The 13,806-nt window shown below is 71.6% G+C and carries 15 protein-coding genes and 1 tRNA gene; 2 read left to right on the top strand and 14 right to left on the bottom strand.

The genetic code is table 11. The features are described 5' to 3' along the window. Position 1 precedes the first annotated feature (1 nt). The 8 genes from GPA03_RS00080 to idi are packed head-to-tail and all read right to left on the bottom strand — an operon-like array spanning position 2 to position 6,435. Complete coding sequence (locus tag GPA03_RS00080) at positions 2-886, bottom strand: prenyltransferase (protein WP_156249982.1); 885 nt, start codon at positions 884-886, stop codon at positions 2-4. Beyond that, entirely contained in the window at positions 883-1,191 is a 309-nt protein-coding gene (locus GPA03_RS00075) for a lycopene cyclase domain-containing protein (protein ID WP_156249981.1), read from the bottom strand. The genes GPA03_RS00080 and GPA03_RS00075 overlap by 4 nt, the downstream gene beginning before the upstream one ends. Beyond that, complete coding sequence (locus tag GPA03_RS00070; protein ID WP_156249980.1) at positions 1,188-1,514, bottom strand: lycopene cyclase domain-containing protein; 327 nt, start codon at positions 1,512-1,514, stop codon at positions 1,188-1,190. Before GPA03_RS00070 ends, GPA03_RS00075 begins: the two co-directional genes overlap by 4 nt. Then, a complete protein-coding gene (crtI, locus tag GPA03_RS00065; RefSeq protein ID WP_156249979.1) occupies positions 1,511-3,085 on the bottom strand; it encodes a phytoene desaturase family protein in 1,575 nt (524 codons plus the stop codon). Before crtI ends, GPA03_RS00070 begins: the two co-directional genes overlap by 4 nt. Next, positions 3,082-3,939, bottom strand: a complete 858-nt coding sequence (locus GPA03_RS00060) for a phytoene/squalene synthase family protein (RefSeq protein WP_156249978.1) — start codon at positions 3,937-3,939, stop codon at positions 3,082-3,084. The genes crtI and GPA03_RS00060 overlap by 4 nt, the downstream gene beginning before the upstream one ends. Further along, the gene (locus GPA03_RS00055) at positions 3,936-4,769 is read right to left on the bottom strand and encodes a TspO/MBR family protein (RefSeq protein ID WP_156249977.1); all 834 of its coding nucleotides are present in this window, start codon (positions 4,767-4,769) and stop codon (positions 3,936-3,938) included. Before GPA03_RS00055 ends, GPA03_RS00060 begins: the two co-directional genes overlap by 4 nt. Beyond that, on the bottom strand, positions 4,766-5,866 hold the full coding sequence (locus tag GPA03_RS00050) for a polyprenyl synthetase family protein (protein WP_156249976.1): 1,101 nt from the start codon (positions 5,864-5,866) through the stop codon (positions 4,766-4,768). The genes GPA03_RS00055 and GPA03_RS00050 overlap by 4 nt, the downstream gene beginning before the upstream one ends. Continuing rightward, on the bottom strand, positions 5,863-6,435 hold the full coding sequence (idi, locus tag GPA03_RS00045) for an isopentenyl-diphosphate Delta-isomerase (RefSeq protein WP_156249975.1): 573 nt from the start codon (positions 6,433-6,435) through the stop codon (positions 5,863-5,865). The genes GPA03_RS00050 and idi overlap by 4 nt, the downstream gene beginning before the upstream one ends. Before the next feature lie 108 nt (positions 6,436-6,543). Between idi and GPA03_RS00040 the strand changes: the two genes are divergently transcribed. After that, a complete protein-coding gene (locus GPA03_RS00040; RefSeq protein WP_156249974.1) occupies positions 6,544-7,065 on the top strand; it encodes a MarR family winged helix-turn-helix transcriptional regulator in 522 nt (173 codons plus the stop codon). Positions 7,066-7,071: 6 nt separating this feature from the next. Here GPA03_RS00040 and thrB read toward each other — a convergent pair whose 3' ends face one another. From thrB to GPA03_RS00015, 5 genes are read right to left on the bottom strand one after another with little or no spacing between them, the layout of a single operon-like run. Then, on the bottom strand, positions 7,072-7,971 hold the full coding sequence (gene thrB / locus GPA03_RS00035; protein WP_156249973.1) for a homoserine kinase: 900 nt from the start codon (positions 7,969-7,971) through the stop codon (positions 7,072-7,074). An 8-nt stretch (positions 7,972-7,979) separates the two neighbouring features. Further along, complete coding sequence (thrC, locus tag GPA03_RS00030) at positions 7,980-9,038, bottom strand: threonine synthase (protein WP_156249972.1); 1,059 nt, start codon at positions 9,036-9,038, stop codon at positions 7,980-7,982. Further along, on the bottom strand, positions 9,038-10,333 hold the full coding sequence (locus GPA03_RS00025) for a homoserine dehydrogenase (protein ID WP_156249971.1): 1,296 nt from the start codon (positions 10,331-10,333) through the stop codon (positions 9,038-9,040). The genes thrC and GPA03_RS00025 overlap by 1 nt, the downstream gene beginning before the upstream one ends. 57 nt (positions 10,334-10,390) lie before the next feature. After that, entirely contained in the window at positions 10,391-11,719 is a 1,329-nt protein-coding gene (gene lysA / locus GPA03_RS00020) for a diaminopimelate decarboxylase (RefSeq protein WP_156249970.1), read from the bottom strand. A gap of 17 nt (positions 11,720-11,736) precedes the next feature. Then, positions 11,737-13,152 carry a hypothetical protein gene (locus GPA03_RS00015; RefSeq protein ID WP_156249969.1) on the bottom strand — a complete coding sequence of 472 codons (1,416 nt, stop codon included), beginning with the start codon at positions 13,150-13,152 and terminating at the stop codon, positions 11,737-11,739. Positions 13,153-13,304: 152 nt separating this feature from the next. Here GPA03_RS00015 and GPA03_RS00010 point away from each other — a divergent pair. Then, positions 13,305-13,377 (top strand) — tRNA-Arg (locus GPA03_RS00010). Between the two features lie 247 nt (positions 13,378-13,624). Here GPA03_RS00010 and GPA03_RS00005 read toward each other — a convergent pair. Further along, positions 13,625-13,806: transposase (locus GPA03_RS00005; RefSeq protein WP_162458209.1), on the bottom strand; the 182-nt coding region annotated here is incomplete at its 5' end.

Below are 13,806 nucleotides of genomic sequence, written 5' to 3'. Positions count from 1 at the left end.
TTCACCGCCCCGCCGCGATCCAGATCAGCAGCATCGTGATGAGGAACCCGGTCAGCATGTTCAGCCGCAGGAACCGGCGCCAGCCCGCATTCGCCTCCTCGCAGCGGTCGTCCGGAAGCGACCGGAACGGGGCCACGCTGAGCAGGTAGGGCACCACGAGCAGACCCGCCAGCGGTGCCGGCCAGGACGCGAGCAGCATCACCAGACCTGCGGCGGCGTAGCCGAGCATCGCGCCACGCACCGTGCGCGCCGCCCCCAACCAGGTGGCGACCGAGGCGATGCCCGCCTCCCGATCGGCGACGATGTCCTGCACGGCACCGAACGCCTGCGAGGCCATCCCCCACAGGAAGAACGCGACGAGCGCCGCGATCGCCGTCTGGGAGAAATCCCCACTGGCGAGCACGAGCCCGAAGACGGCGGGGCCCACGAAGTGGGTGCTCGAGGTCATCGAGTCCACGACCGGGCGCTCCTTGAGACGCACGCCCGGTGCGGAGTAGCCGACCACCGCCAGCACGACGACGACGAGCACGGCGGCGGAGGCGAGGGAGCCCATCACCACCAGCACCACGAGGAAGGGCAGGTTCGACGCGACAGCCGTGACGAGCGTGAGCCGGTGCCAACGCCGGTTGAGCACGATCCCCTCGACGCCGCCCTTGCGGGGGTTGCGCAGGTCCGACTCGTAGTCGAAGACGTCGTTGATCCCGTACATCAGGAGGTTGTAGGGGATGAGGAAGTAGAGCGAGCCGATGACGAGCGCGATCGTGCTGCTGCCACCGGCGAGCAGGTAGGCGGCGGCGAACGGGTAGGCCGTGTTGATCCAGCTCAGCGGCCGCGAGGACCCCAGCAGCTGGCGGAGGGCCGACGGCGTGGCACGGACAGCAGTCATCGTTCCTCCTCCCCGCCGAGCAGGTGCCACAGCGACGGCAGCAGCAGCGCCGCGGCGAGCGGCCAGGCGAGGTCCTCGAGCGGGGCGAGCCCCAGGCGGACGCCGACGAGGGCGGCCTCGTCGAACCGGAACAGGTCCACCGCGATCATCACGCTGTCGAAGATGGCTGTCAGCACCACGAGCACGAGCGCCGAGACGGCGGTCGCCGACCACCAGGTCCGGCTGGGCCGGCGCCGACGCCACACGACGATCGCGACGACGAGCGCCGGCAGCAGGAAGATCGCGCCCAGGCTCAGGTAGGTCATCGCGCTCTCCGGCGTCGCAGGCCCGCCAGGACCAGCTGGTGCAGGACGAGGGTGAAGTAGCACAGGAAGGTGATGAACACGAGCTCCTCCAGCGGGAGCTCCGGTGCGAGCATGATGCCGGTCATGGCATCGCTCTCGCCTGCCCGGTAGTGACCGGACGCGATGGCGGCGAGGTCCCAGAGGAGGAAGAACGCGATGCCGATCGCGAGCACGCCCAGGGCTCGGCGAGGGTGCCTCCAGAGCACGAGGCGGAACCGCGCGTCCAGCGCGACCATGCACGCCAGCGACACCAGCAGCGCCGCGAGGTAGAGGACCGCGCTCACAACGGTGCCCGCAACGGTCCGGCCGAGGTGTCCCGGCGGAGGCGCTTGACGAGGAGCTCGGCACTGATCAAGCACATCGGCAGCCCGATCCCGGGGATGGTGCTCGAACCGGCGTAGTACAGGCCCGCCACCCGTCGCGAGACGTTGCCGGCGCGGAACATCGCGCTCTGGCGCAGCGTGTGAGCCGGACCGAGCATGCCGCCGTGCCAGGCGTTGAGGTCCGCGACGAAGTCCCCTGGTCCCATGGTGCGCCGCACCACCACCCGGTCGGCGAGGTCCCCGATGCCGGCCCACTGGGCGACCTGCTCGATCGCGGCATCGGCGATCGCCTCGACGGCCGGTGAGCCGGCGCCGTCGTGACCGCCGTGACCGATCTCGGGATCGGCGGGGATGGGAACGAGCATGAAGAGATTCTCGTGGTCGGCAGGGGCGACCGCGGCATCGGTGGCGGAGGGGCGGCACACGTAGATCGACGCCGGCTCCGGGACGCGGCCGCCGAAGATCGCGTCGAAGTTCGCCCGCCAGTCCCTCGTGAAGAAGAGCGTGTGGTGCTCGAGCTCGGGCAGCTCGCCCCGCACCCCGAGCATGACGAGAACCGCTCCCGGCCCGCTCGTTCGCCGGTCCCACCAGGACTGCGGGTAGGTCTGCAGCCGGCGCGGCAGCAACCGGGTCTCGGTGTGGTGCAGATCCGCGGCGGCCACGACGACGTCGGCATCGATCTCTCGATCGCTGCCGTCGGCGTCGAGGTAGCGCACACCGCGCGCTCGGGCGCGGCGGCCGCGCTTGCCGGCATCCTCGGTGAGGATCTCGGTCACGGTGCTCGAGGTGTGCACGCGCACACCCTCGCGGTGCGCAAGCTCGACCAGCACGTCCACGAGGCCGGCGAATCCGCCCTGCGGGTACAGCACGCCGTCGTCGAGGTCGAGGGCGCTCATCAGGTGGTACAGCGCGGGCGCCCGATCGGGCGAGGCTCCCAGGAACACGGCCGGGTAGCCGAGGATCTGCCGGATGCGCGGATCGGTGAACCTGCCTGCGACGAAGGACTGCAACGACGTCGCCAGCTGCGGGACGAGCCGGTGCAGCTGGGTGAGCACGTCGGCAGACAGCGCATACCCGGGATGGGCGAACGTCGTGTAGAGGAAGCGCCGCAGCGCGACCTCGTAGGTCCGACGCGCCGAGTCGAGGTAGGTCTCGAGCGCCGCCCCGGCCCCGGCCTGGAGCGACTCGAAGAGCGCGACGTTGTCGGCGCGTTCGGCCCGCAGGTCCACCGGCTCCGATCGGCCCTCGAAGAACACGCGGTAGCCGGGGTCCAGCAGCTCGAGCTGCAGCTGCTCGGCGCTCGAGGTGCCCAGCAGCGAGAAGAAGTGGTCGAAGACCTCCGGCATGAGGTACCACGACGGCCCGGTGTCGAAGCGAAACCCGTCACGGGACCACGAACCGGCGCGGCCGCCGACCTCGTCTCGCTGTTCGAGCAGGTCCACCTGATAGCCCTCGCGCGCCAGCAGGGCCGCCGACGCCAGGCCGGCCACGCCGGCGCCGATGACGACCGCACGGCCGCGCGGCGCGGTCACGAGCCACCTCCCAGTGCCGCCCGTGCCAGGATCGCGGCCTTCTCGAACGATCCGACCCGGATGCGTCGACGGCGGAGCTGGGCAGCAGGTGTGCGCCGGATCCGTCGCGAGAGCGCCGCGAACAGGTCGTGGGCGGCGCGGACGGCGCGGCGGCTGCTGCGCGGCAGCTGCCCGATGACGCCGGCCGCGGCGGCGAGGTCCTCGTCGAGGTCGTCGAGCAGGGCGTCACGCTGGGCATCGGTGAGGTGCTCCAGGTCGATGCCGGGAAAGTAGCTGCGACCCAGCTGGTCGTGGTCGGCCGCGAGGTCACGCAGGAAGTTGACCTTCTGGAACGCCGCCCCCAGCCGGGCGGCACCCGGTGCGAGCCGCGCGTAGCTGGCGTCGTCCCCCCCGACGAACACCCGCAGGCACATCAGCCCCACGACCTCGGCGGAGCCGTGGACGTAGCTCGCGAAGCTCTCGTCGTCGTGCTCGTTCTCGGTCAGGTCGGCTCGCATCGAGCCGAAGAACGGTGCGAGGAGGTCCGCGCCGATGCCGTACCTGCGGGCGGTGAGTCCGAACGCGTGGACGACGAGGTTCGCGCTGCGCCCGGCTCGGATCACCCGCATGGTCTCCGCCTCGAGGTGCGCGAGCATGTCGGAGCGCTGCTGCACCGAGAGACCGGGCGCCGGGTCGTCGACGATCTCGTCGGCAACCCTCACGAGTGCGTAGATGTTGCGGACGTGGGTGCGCACGGGCTGACCGAGCAACCGGGTCGCCCAGCCGAACGAGGTGGAGTAGCCAGCGATCACGGTCGCCGCACTCTGCTGCGCGACCTCGTCATAGGACGCTGCGCGACGGCGCGCGTCGTTCACGCAGCCACCTCGGACATGTCGGCGGCAGGTTGAGGACGGCGAAGCCTGACGACGAGCGTGGTCACGGCCACGCTGCCAGCCGCGAGCACGGCCGCCCAGAGCGTCAGTGTCGATTCGGGGCCGATCGTGCGGGCCACGCCGATCCAGGCCAGCCCCCAGGTGAGCGAGGCCGCGATCGCGAGGCGACCACCACCGAACCTGGCGAGCGCGATCCCGACGGCGGTCGCGACCGCCAGCACCACGGCCGCCAGCACCTCGGGAGCACCGAAGCCCTCGAAACCGGAGGCTGACAGGGCTGCGGCGATGTTCGCGCACGTGGCCACGCAGACCCAGCCGAGGTAGAGCCCGAACGTGCCGTCGACCACCAGCATCTCGACCCGGCTCCTCGCAGGGATCGCCACCACGCGTCGCAGCAGCACGCCGAGGGTGGCGACAAGCGCCAGGATGACGACCACGGTGAGCCAGATCTGGGCGGCTTGCACGAGCAGGATCCAGGCGGCGTTGAGGAGCATCGAGGCGACCGCGAGCCAGGAGATGCGGCGGCGGTCGTCGCCGTCCCACCACTGCCAGAGGGTGTACGCGCCGAGTCCGAGGTAGATCACCGACCAGATCGAGAACGCGGGCGAGGCAGGTGCGAGATGGGTGGCGTCGGCGGCCAGCACTCCGCCGGAGGCCTCGGCGATCGGGGTGCCGCCGAAGGCTCCGACCCCGATGGTGGTGCCGGCCAGGCAGATCAGGTAGGCGAGGGTGACCCCCAGCTTGCGCACCCCGCTGGTGCGGTCGGTCGTCACGCGGTCTACCTCCGTGTCGGTCCCACGCACGGCGCTCATGCGTCCATGCTCATCGCGGCAGGATGGCTGCGGGACCGAGAGGCGGACGATCGAGGTGCCGGATCAAGGTCGTCGAGGATCTCCTCACCGAGCTCGGCGAACCGCTCGACCAGCCGCAGCGGGAGGTCGGCCTCCGCGGCGCGTCGGGTCGCCGCGGCGAGGTAGTCGGTCGCGAGCTCGTGCACGAACCGGCGGGAACCGCAGCTGGTCAGCAGCGCGCGCGCCTGTGCGGCGCCGGCCTCGTCGAGGTTCCGGTCGCCGACGAGCGGCGCGAGCGCGGACCAGGCGGACGTGGAGCGAGCGTGTGCGATCAGCGCGGTGTACTTGCCCTCCCGCAGGTCGCCGAGCCGGTCCTTGCCGGTCCGATCCGGCTCGCCGAAGACACCCTTGAGGTCATCGACCAGCTGGAAGCCGATCCCGAGCAGCCTGCCCACCTCCCGAAGCGCGTCGACGACGTCGTCGTCGGCGCCGGCGAGCAGCGCACCGGCCTGCAGCGGGAGCTGGAAGGAGTACACGGCGGTCTTGTGCTCGCCGACGGTGATGATCTCGCCGAGCGGCAGCGGCTGCTCCGTGAGCCCGAGCCCGAGCTCGACGTCGGCGAGCTCGCCGGCGGCCGTGGCGTGGACGGTCGTCTCGAGCAGGTCGAGCAGGCTCTCGACGATCGACGCCGGCGCACCGCACGAGGCGACCGTGCGGGCCGCCGCCACGAGCGCCAGGTCACCCGCGAGGATGCCGGCGGTGTCCGCGTAGGCTCGGATGCGCTCGGGCCCGGCCCCGGCCGCGGCCGCGGTGGCCGCGAAGGTCCCGGAGACGTTGGGGCGTCCCCGACGGATGTCGTCGCGGTCGATCACGTCGTCGTGAATCACGAAGGCGGCGTGCAGGAGCTCGACAGCGGCGGCGACCTCGGCGACCGGACCGGCCAGCCGGCCCCCGAGCGCCTCGTGCGTGCGCGCGAGCAGCGCGGGGCGGAAGCGGCGCCCCCCCGTGCACGCGTCGGCCAGCGAGTCCCACAGCAGCTGGTAGCTGGGACCCAGCGCGGCGGCGCGAGCACGCCCGGTCTCGAGCACGCTCGTCAGTGCGTCATCGGCGGCGCTCACCCCACCAGCCTCCTCTCCGTGTCAAGAGAGTCTGGGAAGCCGTCGTCGAGCTGGGCGATCTCGTGGACCTGCGCGACCGCCCACGGGCTCAGCGTCCACGGCGCCAGCGCCACCAGCGCCCCGAGCTCGCGGGGCTCCACCCAGCGCAGCTCCATGACCTCGTCGGGGTTCGCTGTCACCGGTCCCTGCAGGCGCGCCACGAGTACCGGGCACACCTCGTTCTCGACGACCCCCGAGGCATCGACCGCGCGGTACCGGAACTCGGGCAGCACCACGTCCAGATCGACGACGGTCGCGCCGAGCTCGTGCTCGGCGTGCCTGCGGACCGCGTCGGGAAGCGACTCGCCGGGTCGAGGGTGCCCGCAGAAGGAGTTGGTCCACACCCCTGGCCAGGTGCGCTTGCCGAGCGCGCGGCGGGTGAGGAGGACGTTGTCCTGAGCATCGAACAGGTAGCAGGAGAAGGCCAGGTGCAGCGGGGTGTGGGCGCCGTGGACGGTCGCCCGGCTCCTCGTGCCCACCGGTCGTGCCATCTCGTCGAGCAGGACGACGTCGTCGACCAGCTGATCCACAGCTGCTCCCCTCCGCGCAGGATCTCCGCGCTCTCTCCTCGGTACCCGGTTCAGGCGAACACTAAAACCTAGCCTGGCTAGTAACTTGCTTAGGGTAACATCTCAGACGTGGACGCGGAGCGGGACATCGGGACGAGTGGCGAGGGCTACTGGTACGACCACGCCGACTCGATCACGGGCGTGCTCACGGCACTGCGGGAGTTTCGCCGGGCGGAGCAGGCGCTACGCCGGCGGTTGAGCACCGAGATGGGCATGAACGTCACCGATCTCCAGGCACTCCAGCACCTGATCGCGGCAGAGCGCGACGGCCTGGCTCTGACGCCGCGAGATCTCACCGCCCACCTGCGGATCTCCACCGCGTCGACGACCAAGCTGCTCGACCGGCTGGTCGCCTCCGGGCACCTCGCGAGGCAGCCTCATCCGCACGACCGTCGTTCGGTCGTCATCGTGCCCACCGAGCACGCGCACGAGCAGGTCCGCGAGCGGCTGACGGGCATGCACGAGCGAATGCGCGAGATCGCCGAGCGGGTACCGCCCCAGGCCCGGGGTCCGCTCGTGGCGTTCCTGCGCGAGATGGCCGCTCACCTCGAGAGCGAGGCCAGTCCCCCGTCGCTCACGCCGGCGAGCTAGCAGCGATCAGGGGGTGAGGAGCTGAACTCCTCGACCGATCGCCAGCGCTCGACGCCGCCATCCCGACCCGGCGAGCTCGTAGAGCTGTGGTGATCCCTTGCCCTCGTGGAGCACGAGGACGCTGGGGCCGGCACCGGAGACGACCGCGGCGTGGCCGTGGTCGCGCAGGCGGTCGACCAGGCGGATGGTCTCGGGCATCACGCTCGCGCGGTACTCCTGATGCAGCCTGTCCTCGGTGGCGGGCAGCAGCAGGTCGGGACGCTGCGTGAGCGCGAGCGTCAGCAGACCGGCCCGGCCTGCGTTGCGGGCCGCGTCACGGTGCGGCACGTGGCCGGGGAGCGTGGCTCGTGCGCGCGAGGTCGACAGCCTGGTCTGCGGTACCAGCACGGTCGCCGAGAGCGTCGACGCCACGGGCAGCGACGCGGCTCGAGGGCCTTCCTCATCGATCCAGGCGATCGTCGCGGCACCGAGAAGCGCGGGAGCGGCGTTGTCGGGATGGCCTTCGAAATCGGTGGCCAGGCCGAGGATCGAGTCGTCGTCGAGGCCCCCCGGCTCGCTCACCAGGGCACGGGCCGCGACGAGCCCGGCCACCACAGCTGCGGCGCTCGAGCCCAGGCCGCGCCCGTGTGGGACCGCGTTGGTGCAGCGGAGCTCGAGACCTACCTGCGGAGCGCCGACGTACTCCAGGCCCGCACGGATCGCACGCACCACCAGGTGGTCCTCGCCACCGGGGACCTCGCCGGCCCCCTCCCCCTCGACGTGCACCGATGTGGCACCGGCGATCGCACGCACCTCGACGTCGTCGTAGAGCCCGAGGGCCAATCCGAACGCGTCGAAGCCCGGGCCGAGGTTCGCACTGGTCGCGGGGACCCGCACGGTCGCGCGGTCGGCGATCAGACGGACCATCTCGTGGCCTACAGACCCAGTGCCCGCACGGTGTCGGCCAGCTCGCGGCCGACCACCTCGGGCTCGACCTCGCGGCTGCCGAGCGCCGTCGCGGTGTCCTTCAGACCGTTGCCGGTGACCGTGCAGACGATGACGGCATCCGCCGGCACCTCGCCGGCCTCGGCACGGGCGAGCAGGCCGGCGATGCTGGCCGCCGAGGCAGGCTCCACGAACACGCCCTGCTCGCGAGCGAGCAGGGCCTGGGCGTCGAGGATCTCGGCGTCGCTGACGGCGTCGATGCGGCCCCCGGAGTCGTCCCGCGCCGCGACCGCGAGATCCCACGAGGCGGGGTTGCCGATCCGGATCGCGGTCGCGATCGTCTCGGGGAACTCGACCGGCTCGCCCTTGACGAACGGGGCTGCGCCGTCGGCCTGCACACCCCACATACGGGGCAGCGTGGTGGCCGGTCCCTGCGAGGCGTACTCGCGGTAGCCCATCCAGTACGCGGAGATGTTCCCCGCGTTGCCGACCGGCAGCACGTGGATGTCGGGGGCGTCGCCAAGGGCGTCGACCACCTCGAAGGCCGCGGTCTTCTGGCCCTGCAGACGGAACGGGTTGACCGAGTTGACCAGCGCCACGGGCTGGGTCTCGGCGAGCTCACGCACGATGCGGAGGCAGTCGTCGAAGTTGCCGTCGACGGCGATGAGCTTCGCGCCGTGCACCACGGCCTGCGCCAGCTTGCCGGCGGCGATCTTGCCGGCCGGGAGCACCACGGCGCAGCCGAGGCCGGCGCGCGCCGCGTACGCAGCGGCCGAGGCGGAGGTGTTGCCGGTCGAGGCGCACACGACCATCTCGGTGTCGGTGGCGGCGACCTTGCTGATCGCCATCGTCATGCCGCGATCCTTGAACGAACCGGTGGGGTTCGCACCCTCGACCTTGACGTGCACTCGGGCGCCGGTCCGCGCCGAGAGCGCCGGGGACTCCAGCAGGGGCGTTCCGCCCTCACCGAGCGTGACCACGGGGTCACCGGGCTCGATCGGGAGTCGGTCCGAGTACTCGGCGATCACGCCGCGCCAGGGGGTAGCCATCAGTGTCCTTCCACACGCAGGATCGAGAGGACCCTGTGCACCGGTTCCAGCTCGCCGAGCTCGGCGACCACAGCAGAGAGCGCGGCCTCGGTCTGACCGTGCGAGACCAGCACGAGACTGGCGGCCCCCTCGTCGGTGGCGACCTGCCGCAGGGTCTCGAGGGAGACGTCGTGCGCTGCGAAGACCCGGGCGATCTCGGCGAGCACGCCGGCGCGGTCGGCGACCTCGAGCCGGATCAGGTAGCGCGTGTGCACCGACGCCGGGTCCACCACGGGCAGGGCTGCGTACCGGGACTCGACAGGCGGCCGGGCCCCCGAGACGTGCAGCCGCGCTGCGCTCACGAGATCGCCGAGGACGGCGCTGGCGGTCGGCTGCCCACCGGCACCGGCGCCGTAGAACATCAAGGTGCCGGCCGCCTCGGCGTCCACGACCACGGCGTTGTACGCGCCGTGCACACCGGCCAGCGGGTGGTCCAGCGGCACGAGCGCAGGATGCACCCGCACCGCCAGGCCGTCCGGGCCTGTCTCGGCGATCGCGAGCAGCTTGATGACAAAGCCCATCTCGGTGGCGGCCGCGATGTCAGCGGCGGTGATGTCGCTGATCCCCGCCGTCGGGACGTCGCGCAGCGTCACCCGGCTGTGGAACGCGAGCGAGGCGAGGATCGCCGCCTTGGCGGCGGCGTCGTGACCCTCGACGTCGGCGCTCGGGTCAGCCTCCGCGTACCCGAGCGCCTGTGCTCGGGCGAGCACGGCGGAGAAGTCGCTGCCCTCGCGGGTCATCTCGTCGAGGATGAAGTTGGTCGTGCCGTTGAGGATGCCGAGCACGCGCGTGACGCGGTCACCGGCCAGCGACTCCCGGATCCCGCGGACGACAGGAACCGCCCCGGCGACCGCAGCCTCGAAGAAGACGCCCGCCCCGTTCGCCTCGGCGCTCTCGTAGAGCTCAGGACCGTCGGTCGCCAGCACGGCCTTGTTCGCACTCACGACCGTGGTCCCGGCCGCGAGCGCGCGGGCCAAGAGCTCGCGCGCGGGGTCGATCCCCGCGAGCAGCTCGACCACGACATCGGAACCGTCGACCACGCCAGCGGCGTCGGTGGTCAGCAGCTCGGTCGGGATCACCGGGTCTCGCTCGACGTCCAACGAACGCACAGCGATACCGCTGAGCTCCAGCTCGACACCGGCTCGCTGCGTGAGCTCGGCCCGGTGGGTCAGCAGCAACCGGACTACCTCGGTGCCGACCGTGCCGCAGCCGAGCAGCCCTACGCGCAGCCGCGCGGGCGGCTCAGAGTGGTTCATCGGCACCCAGGATAGGGCCACCTCGCGGAGGCACGAGCCGGTGCTCGTAGGGTGGGCTCAGCCGACGTCGAGCGCGAGCAGGTCGTCGATCGTCTCGCGCCGGACGATCTCCCGTGGCTCGCCGTCACCCACGGCGACGACACCCGGCCTCGGCAGCTGGTTGTAGTTGCTGGCGAGGCTGCGTCCGTACGCACCGGTGACCGGCACCGCGAGGAGGTCGCCGCGCCGGATGTCCGCCGGGAGCATCACGTCGCGGACCACGATGTCGCCGCTCTCGCAGTGCTTGCCGACCACGCGCGAGAGCACCGCCTCGGCGTCGGCGGTGCGGGAGGCGAGCACCGCTGTGTAGGTGGCGTCGTAGAGCACCGTGCGGATGTTGTCGCTCATGCCGCCGTCGACCGAGACGTAGAGCCGTTCGCCGCCCCCCTCCAGCCGCACGGGCTTGACCGTTCCTACCCGGTACAGCGTCGTCATCGCGGGCCCGACCAGCGAGCGACCGGGTTCGAACGAGAGCGCCGGTGCCGGCTCGCCGGTCTCGGCGGCCACCCGTGCCACGGTCGCGACGAGCTCGGCGACCAGCGCCGGGACGTCGGGGGCGTCGTCGTCGGGCGTGTAGGCCACACCGAAGCCACCGCCGAGATCGAGCTCCGGCAGCAGCACGCCGCTGGCGGCCGCGATCTCCGAGCGGAGGCGGAACAGCGCCCGCGCGGACTCGACGAAGCCGTCGGCGGCGAAGATCTGGCTGCCGATGTGGGAGTGCAGGCCAAGGAGGGTCAGCTGTGGCGTCTGCAGGATGGCCTCGACGGCCTCGGCAGCCGCACCGGTGGCGAGCGAGAGCCCGAACTTCTGGTCCTCGTGGGCCGTGGCGATGTACTCGTGCCCGCCGGCATGCACCCCGGTCGTCACCCGCACCATGACCGGTGCGACCACGCCGGCGGCGGCAGCCCGCTCGGCGACCAGCTCGATCTCGGGGATCGAGTCGATGACGATGCGCCCGACGCCGTGCTGGAGCGCGAGATCGATCTCCTCCTCGGACTTGTTGTTGCCGTGCAGCCCGATCGCCGCGCCCGGCACCTCGGCGCGCAGCGCGGTGGCGAGCTCACCGAGGCTCGCGACATCGACGCGAAGCCCTTCGGCGTGAGCCCAGCGGAGCACCGCCGTCGAGCTGAACGCCTTGCTGGCGTAGTACACCGCGGTCTCGATGCCGTGCTGCTCCCCCGCCCGGTGGGCAGCGGTGACCACGTCGCGACACCGGGAGCGGAGGTCGTCGACATCGAGGACGTACGACGGCGTGCCGAACCTCGCGGCGAGCGTGCTCACCGGGACGCCGGCGATGCTGAGCTCACCGTCGGTCCAGGTGGTGGACCGCGACCAGGGTGACGTCATCGACAGCTGCGCGCCGCTCACGCCGTCGAGCCGACGGAGCCGAGACTGCCCGCCGCGTCGTGGAACGCCAGCGTTGCGACCTGCGTCGCGGCGGCGCCAGCGGCACCGTCGTCACCGCCGAACACCTGCCACACGACGAAGATGATGAGGGCGAGCAGCGCCACACCACCCACGACGGCGAGGATCACCTTGCCGGTGTCGTTGCCACGCTGCTGACCCTGCCGCTGCTGACCCGGGAACTGCTGGCCAGGTGCGCCGAAAGGCTGTTGCTCACCGAAGCCGGCTCCCTGGCGCTGCGCCTGGCCCCAGCCCTGAGGCTGTGACTGGGACCCGTACGACTGCCCCGGCCCACCCGCCTGCCCCTGCTGCTGACCGAACGAGGGCGGCGGCCCGAAGGGGTTCTGTTGACCCGGCTGCGGCTGACCGATCGGCTGCTGCTGCGAGGACTGACCGAACGACGGCTGCTGCCAAGCCTGCGGCTGACCGAACTGGTGGGTCGGGGTCTCGGCCTGCGAGGGCTGCTGGCCCTGCTGCTGGTACCCGCCGCCGGCCTGCCCGAACCCACCCGACGCGGCACCGAAGCTCGGCTGCTGATGGGGCTGCTGACCGTAGCTCGGCTGCCCAGGCGGCTGCTGGCCGTGCGAAGGCTGCTGGGGCCGCTGCTCCTCGAACGACTGCTGCCCGTGGGCCGGTGGCGCCTGCTCGAATCCTCCGGTCGCGTTCCCGAACCCGCCCGAGGCGGAGCCGAAGGCCGGTTGTTGGGCCGGCCCGGGCTGCTGGCCGTAGCTCGGCTGCTGGGGCGTTTGGGGCTGCTGGCCGTAGCTCGGCTGCTCGCCGGGCGACTGCTGCGTCGGTTGACCCCATGCGCCCTGTGGGGGGTAGCCAGGCTGCTGCTGCGCAGCGGGCGGCTGCGTCGGCTCACCCCAGCTGCCCTGCTCGGGCTGCTGCGAGGACTGGTCACGTCCCTGCTGTCCGACGGGTGGCTGTTGAGGCTGCGCGGGCCACGACTGGTCATGAGCAGGCTGCTGGCCACCGTCGTTCACCTGCTCGTTGCCGCTGACCGGCGCCCCGGGTACGGGCAGCTGCTCGGGCGTGACCGGCTGCTCGGGCGACCCCGCCGGCATCACCTCGGTCGGCGGCTCGGCAGCGGGCGTGGGCGGCCCCCAGGGACTGGGCTGCGCCGGCGCACCGAAGCCGCCGGCCTGCTCAGGAGCAGGTTCCCCGGGCGGCTGGCCCGCGACGCTCTCGGCTCCTGCGTGCTCAACAGGCTCGGCGGCGGGCTCGGAGGTCTGTCCGGGTGCCTCGACGGCTGCTTCCTCGACAGCCTCGCCCGGGTCGATCACAGGCTGCTCGGCCGTGATCGGCTTCGGCTCGTGCCCGTGCGGGTCTTCCCACTGGTTCAGCGCGTCGCCCTCGTTCGGGTTCTGGCTCATCGTCGCCTCCATCTGCCGCCGTGAGCGTGCACCCGCCATCCTAGTGGCGCAGGGGTCACCAGAGCGGGTGTCGCCGCAGCCGCGCGATCGATCGAGGCCGCCAACACTGGTAGGCTCGCCGATCGGTCCAGGGCTTCATACCCGCGGACCACGCCCCTGTAGCTCAGTGGATAGAGCGTCTGCCTCCGGAGCAGAAGGTCGCTGGTTCGAATCCAGTCGGGGGCACTTCACAGATGGGGCCCTTTCACCTGCATCGATGCAAGTTCGGGCTTTGCCATATCCAGCATATGCCTGGTATGTGCCAGTACTGCCGGACCTTCCCACCAGGAGGCACGGTCATGACGCAGCAATACACCCTCGCAGCCCTGGGCTACCCGGGCACGCTCGACGGCTCTTTCCTCGAGCGGAGCGCCGAGCTCGTCAAGGCGGCGACGGACGGACGGCGGTCAGGTTCGGATCAGACAAATCCGGCTCATCGCAGATGAGGGTGTAGCCGCGGCCTGAAGCCGCTTGCTTCGAGTAGCGAGCGGGCGATGTAGTTCGTCAGGTTCCGGAATCCCAGAGCCGAGCCGCGGAGGTGTTCGAGGCGGCCGTTGATCGCCTCGGTGGGTCCGTTGCTGGTGCCGGGGCGGTCGAAGTAGCCCAGGACGTCGG

Source organism: Pseudactinotalea terrae, assembly GCF_009733845.1.
Classification (GTDB): domain Bacteria; phylum Actinomycetota; class Actinomycetes; order Actinomycetales; family Beutenbergiaceae; genus Pseudactinotalea; species Pseudactinotalea terrae.
This window is presented reverse-complemented; position numbering and strand designations above follow the sequence as displayed.

Excerpts from the sequence above, each read along its gene's own strand:
- lysA (WP_156249970.1), bottom strand. The coding sequence starts at position 11,719 with ATGACGTCACCCTGGTCGCGGTCCACCACCTGGACCGACGGTGAGCTC.
- GPA03_RS00075 (WP_156249981.1), bottom strand. The coding sequence starts at position 1,191 with ATGACCTACCTGAGCCTGGGCGCGATCTTCCTGCTGCCGGCGCTCGTC.
- GPA03_RS00080 (WP_156249982.1), bottom strand. The coding sequence starts at position 886 with ATGACTGCTGTCCGTGCCACGCCGTCGGCCCTCCGCCAGCTGCTGGGG.
- GPA03_RS00055 (WP_156249977.1), bottom strand. The coding sequence starts at position 4,769 with ATGAGCGCCGTGCGTGGGACCGACACGGAGGTAGACCGCGTGACGACC.
- thrC (WP_156249972.1), bottom strand. The coding sequence starts at position 9,038 with ATGGCTACCCCCTGGCGCGGCGTGATCGCCGAGTACTCGGACCGACTC.
- thrB (WP_156249973.1), bottom strand. The coding sequence starts at position 7,971 with ATGGTCCGTCTGATCGCCGACCGCGCGACCGTGCGGGTCCCCGCGACC.
- GPA03_RS00015 (WP_156249969.1), bottom strand. The coding sequence starts at position 13,152 with ATGAGCCAGAACCCGAACGAGGGCGACGCGCTGAACCAGTGGGAAGAC.
- GPA03_RS00025 (WP_156249971.1), bottom strand. The coding sequence starts at position 10,333 with ATGAACCACTCTGAGCCGCCCGCGCGGCTGCGCGTAGGGCTGCTCGGC.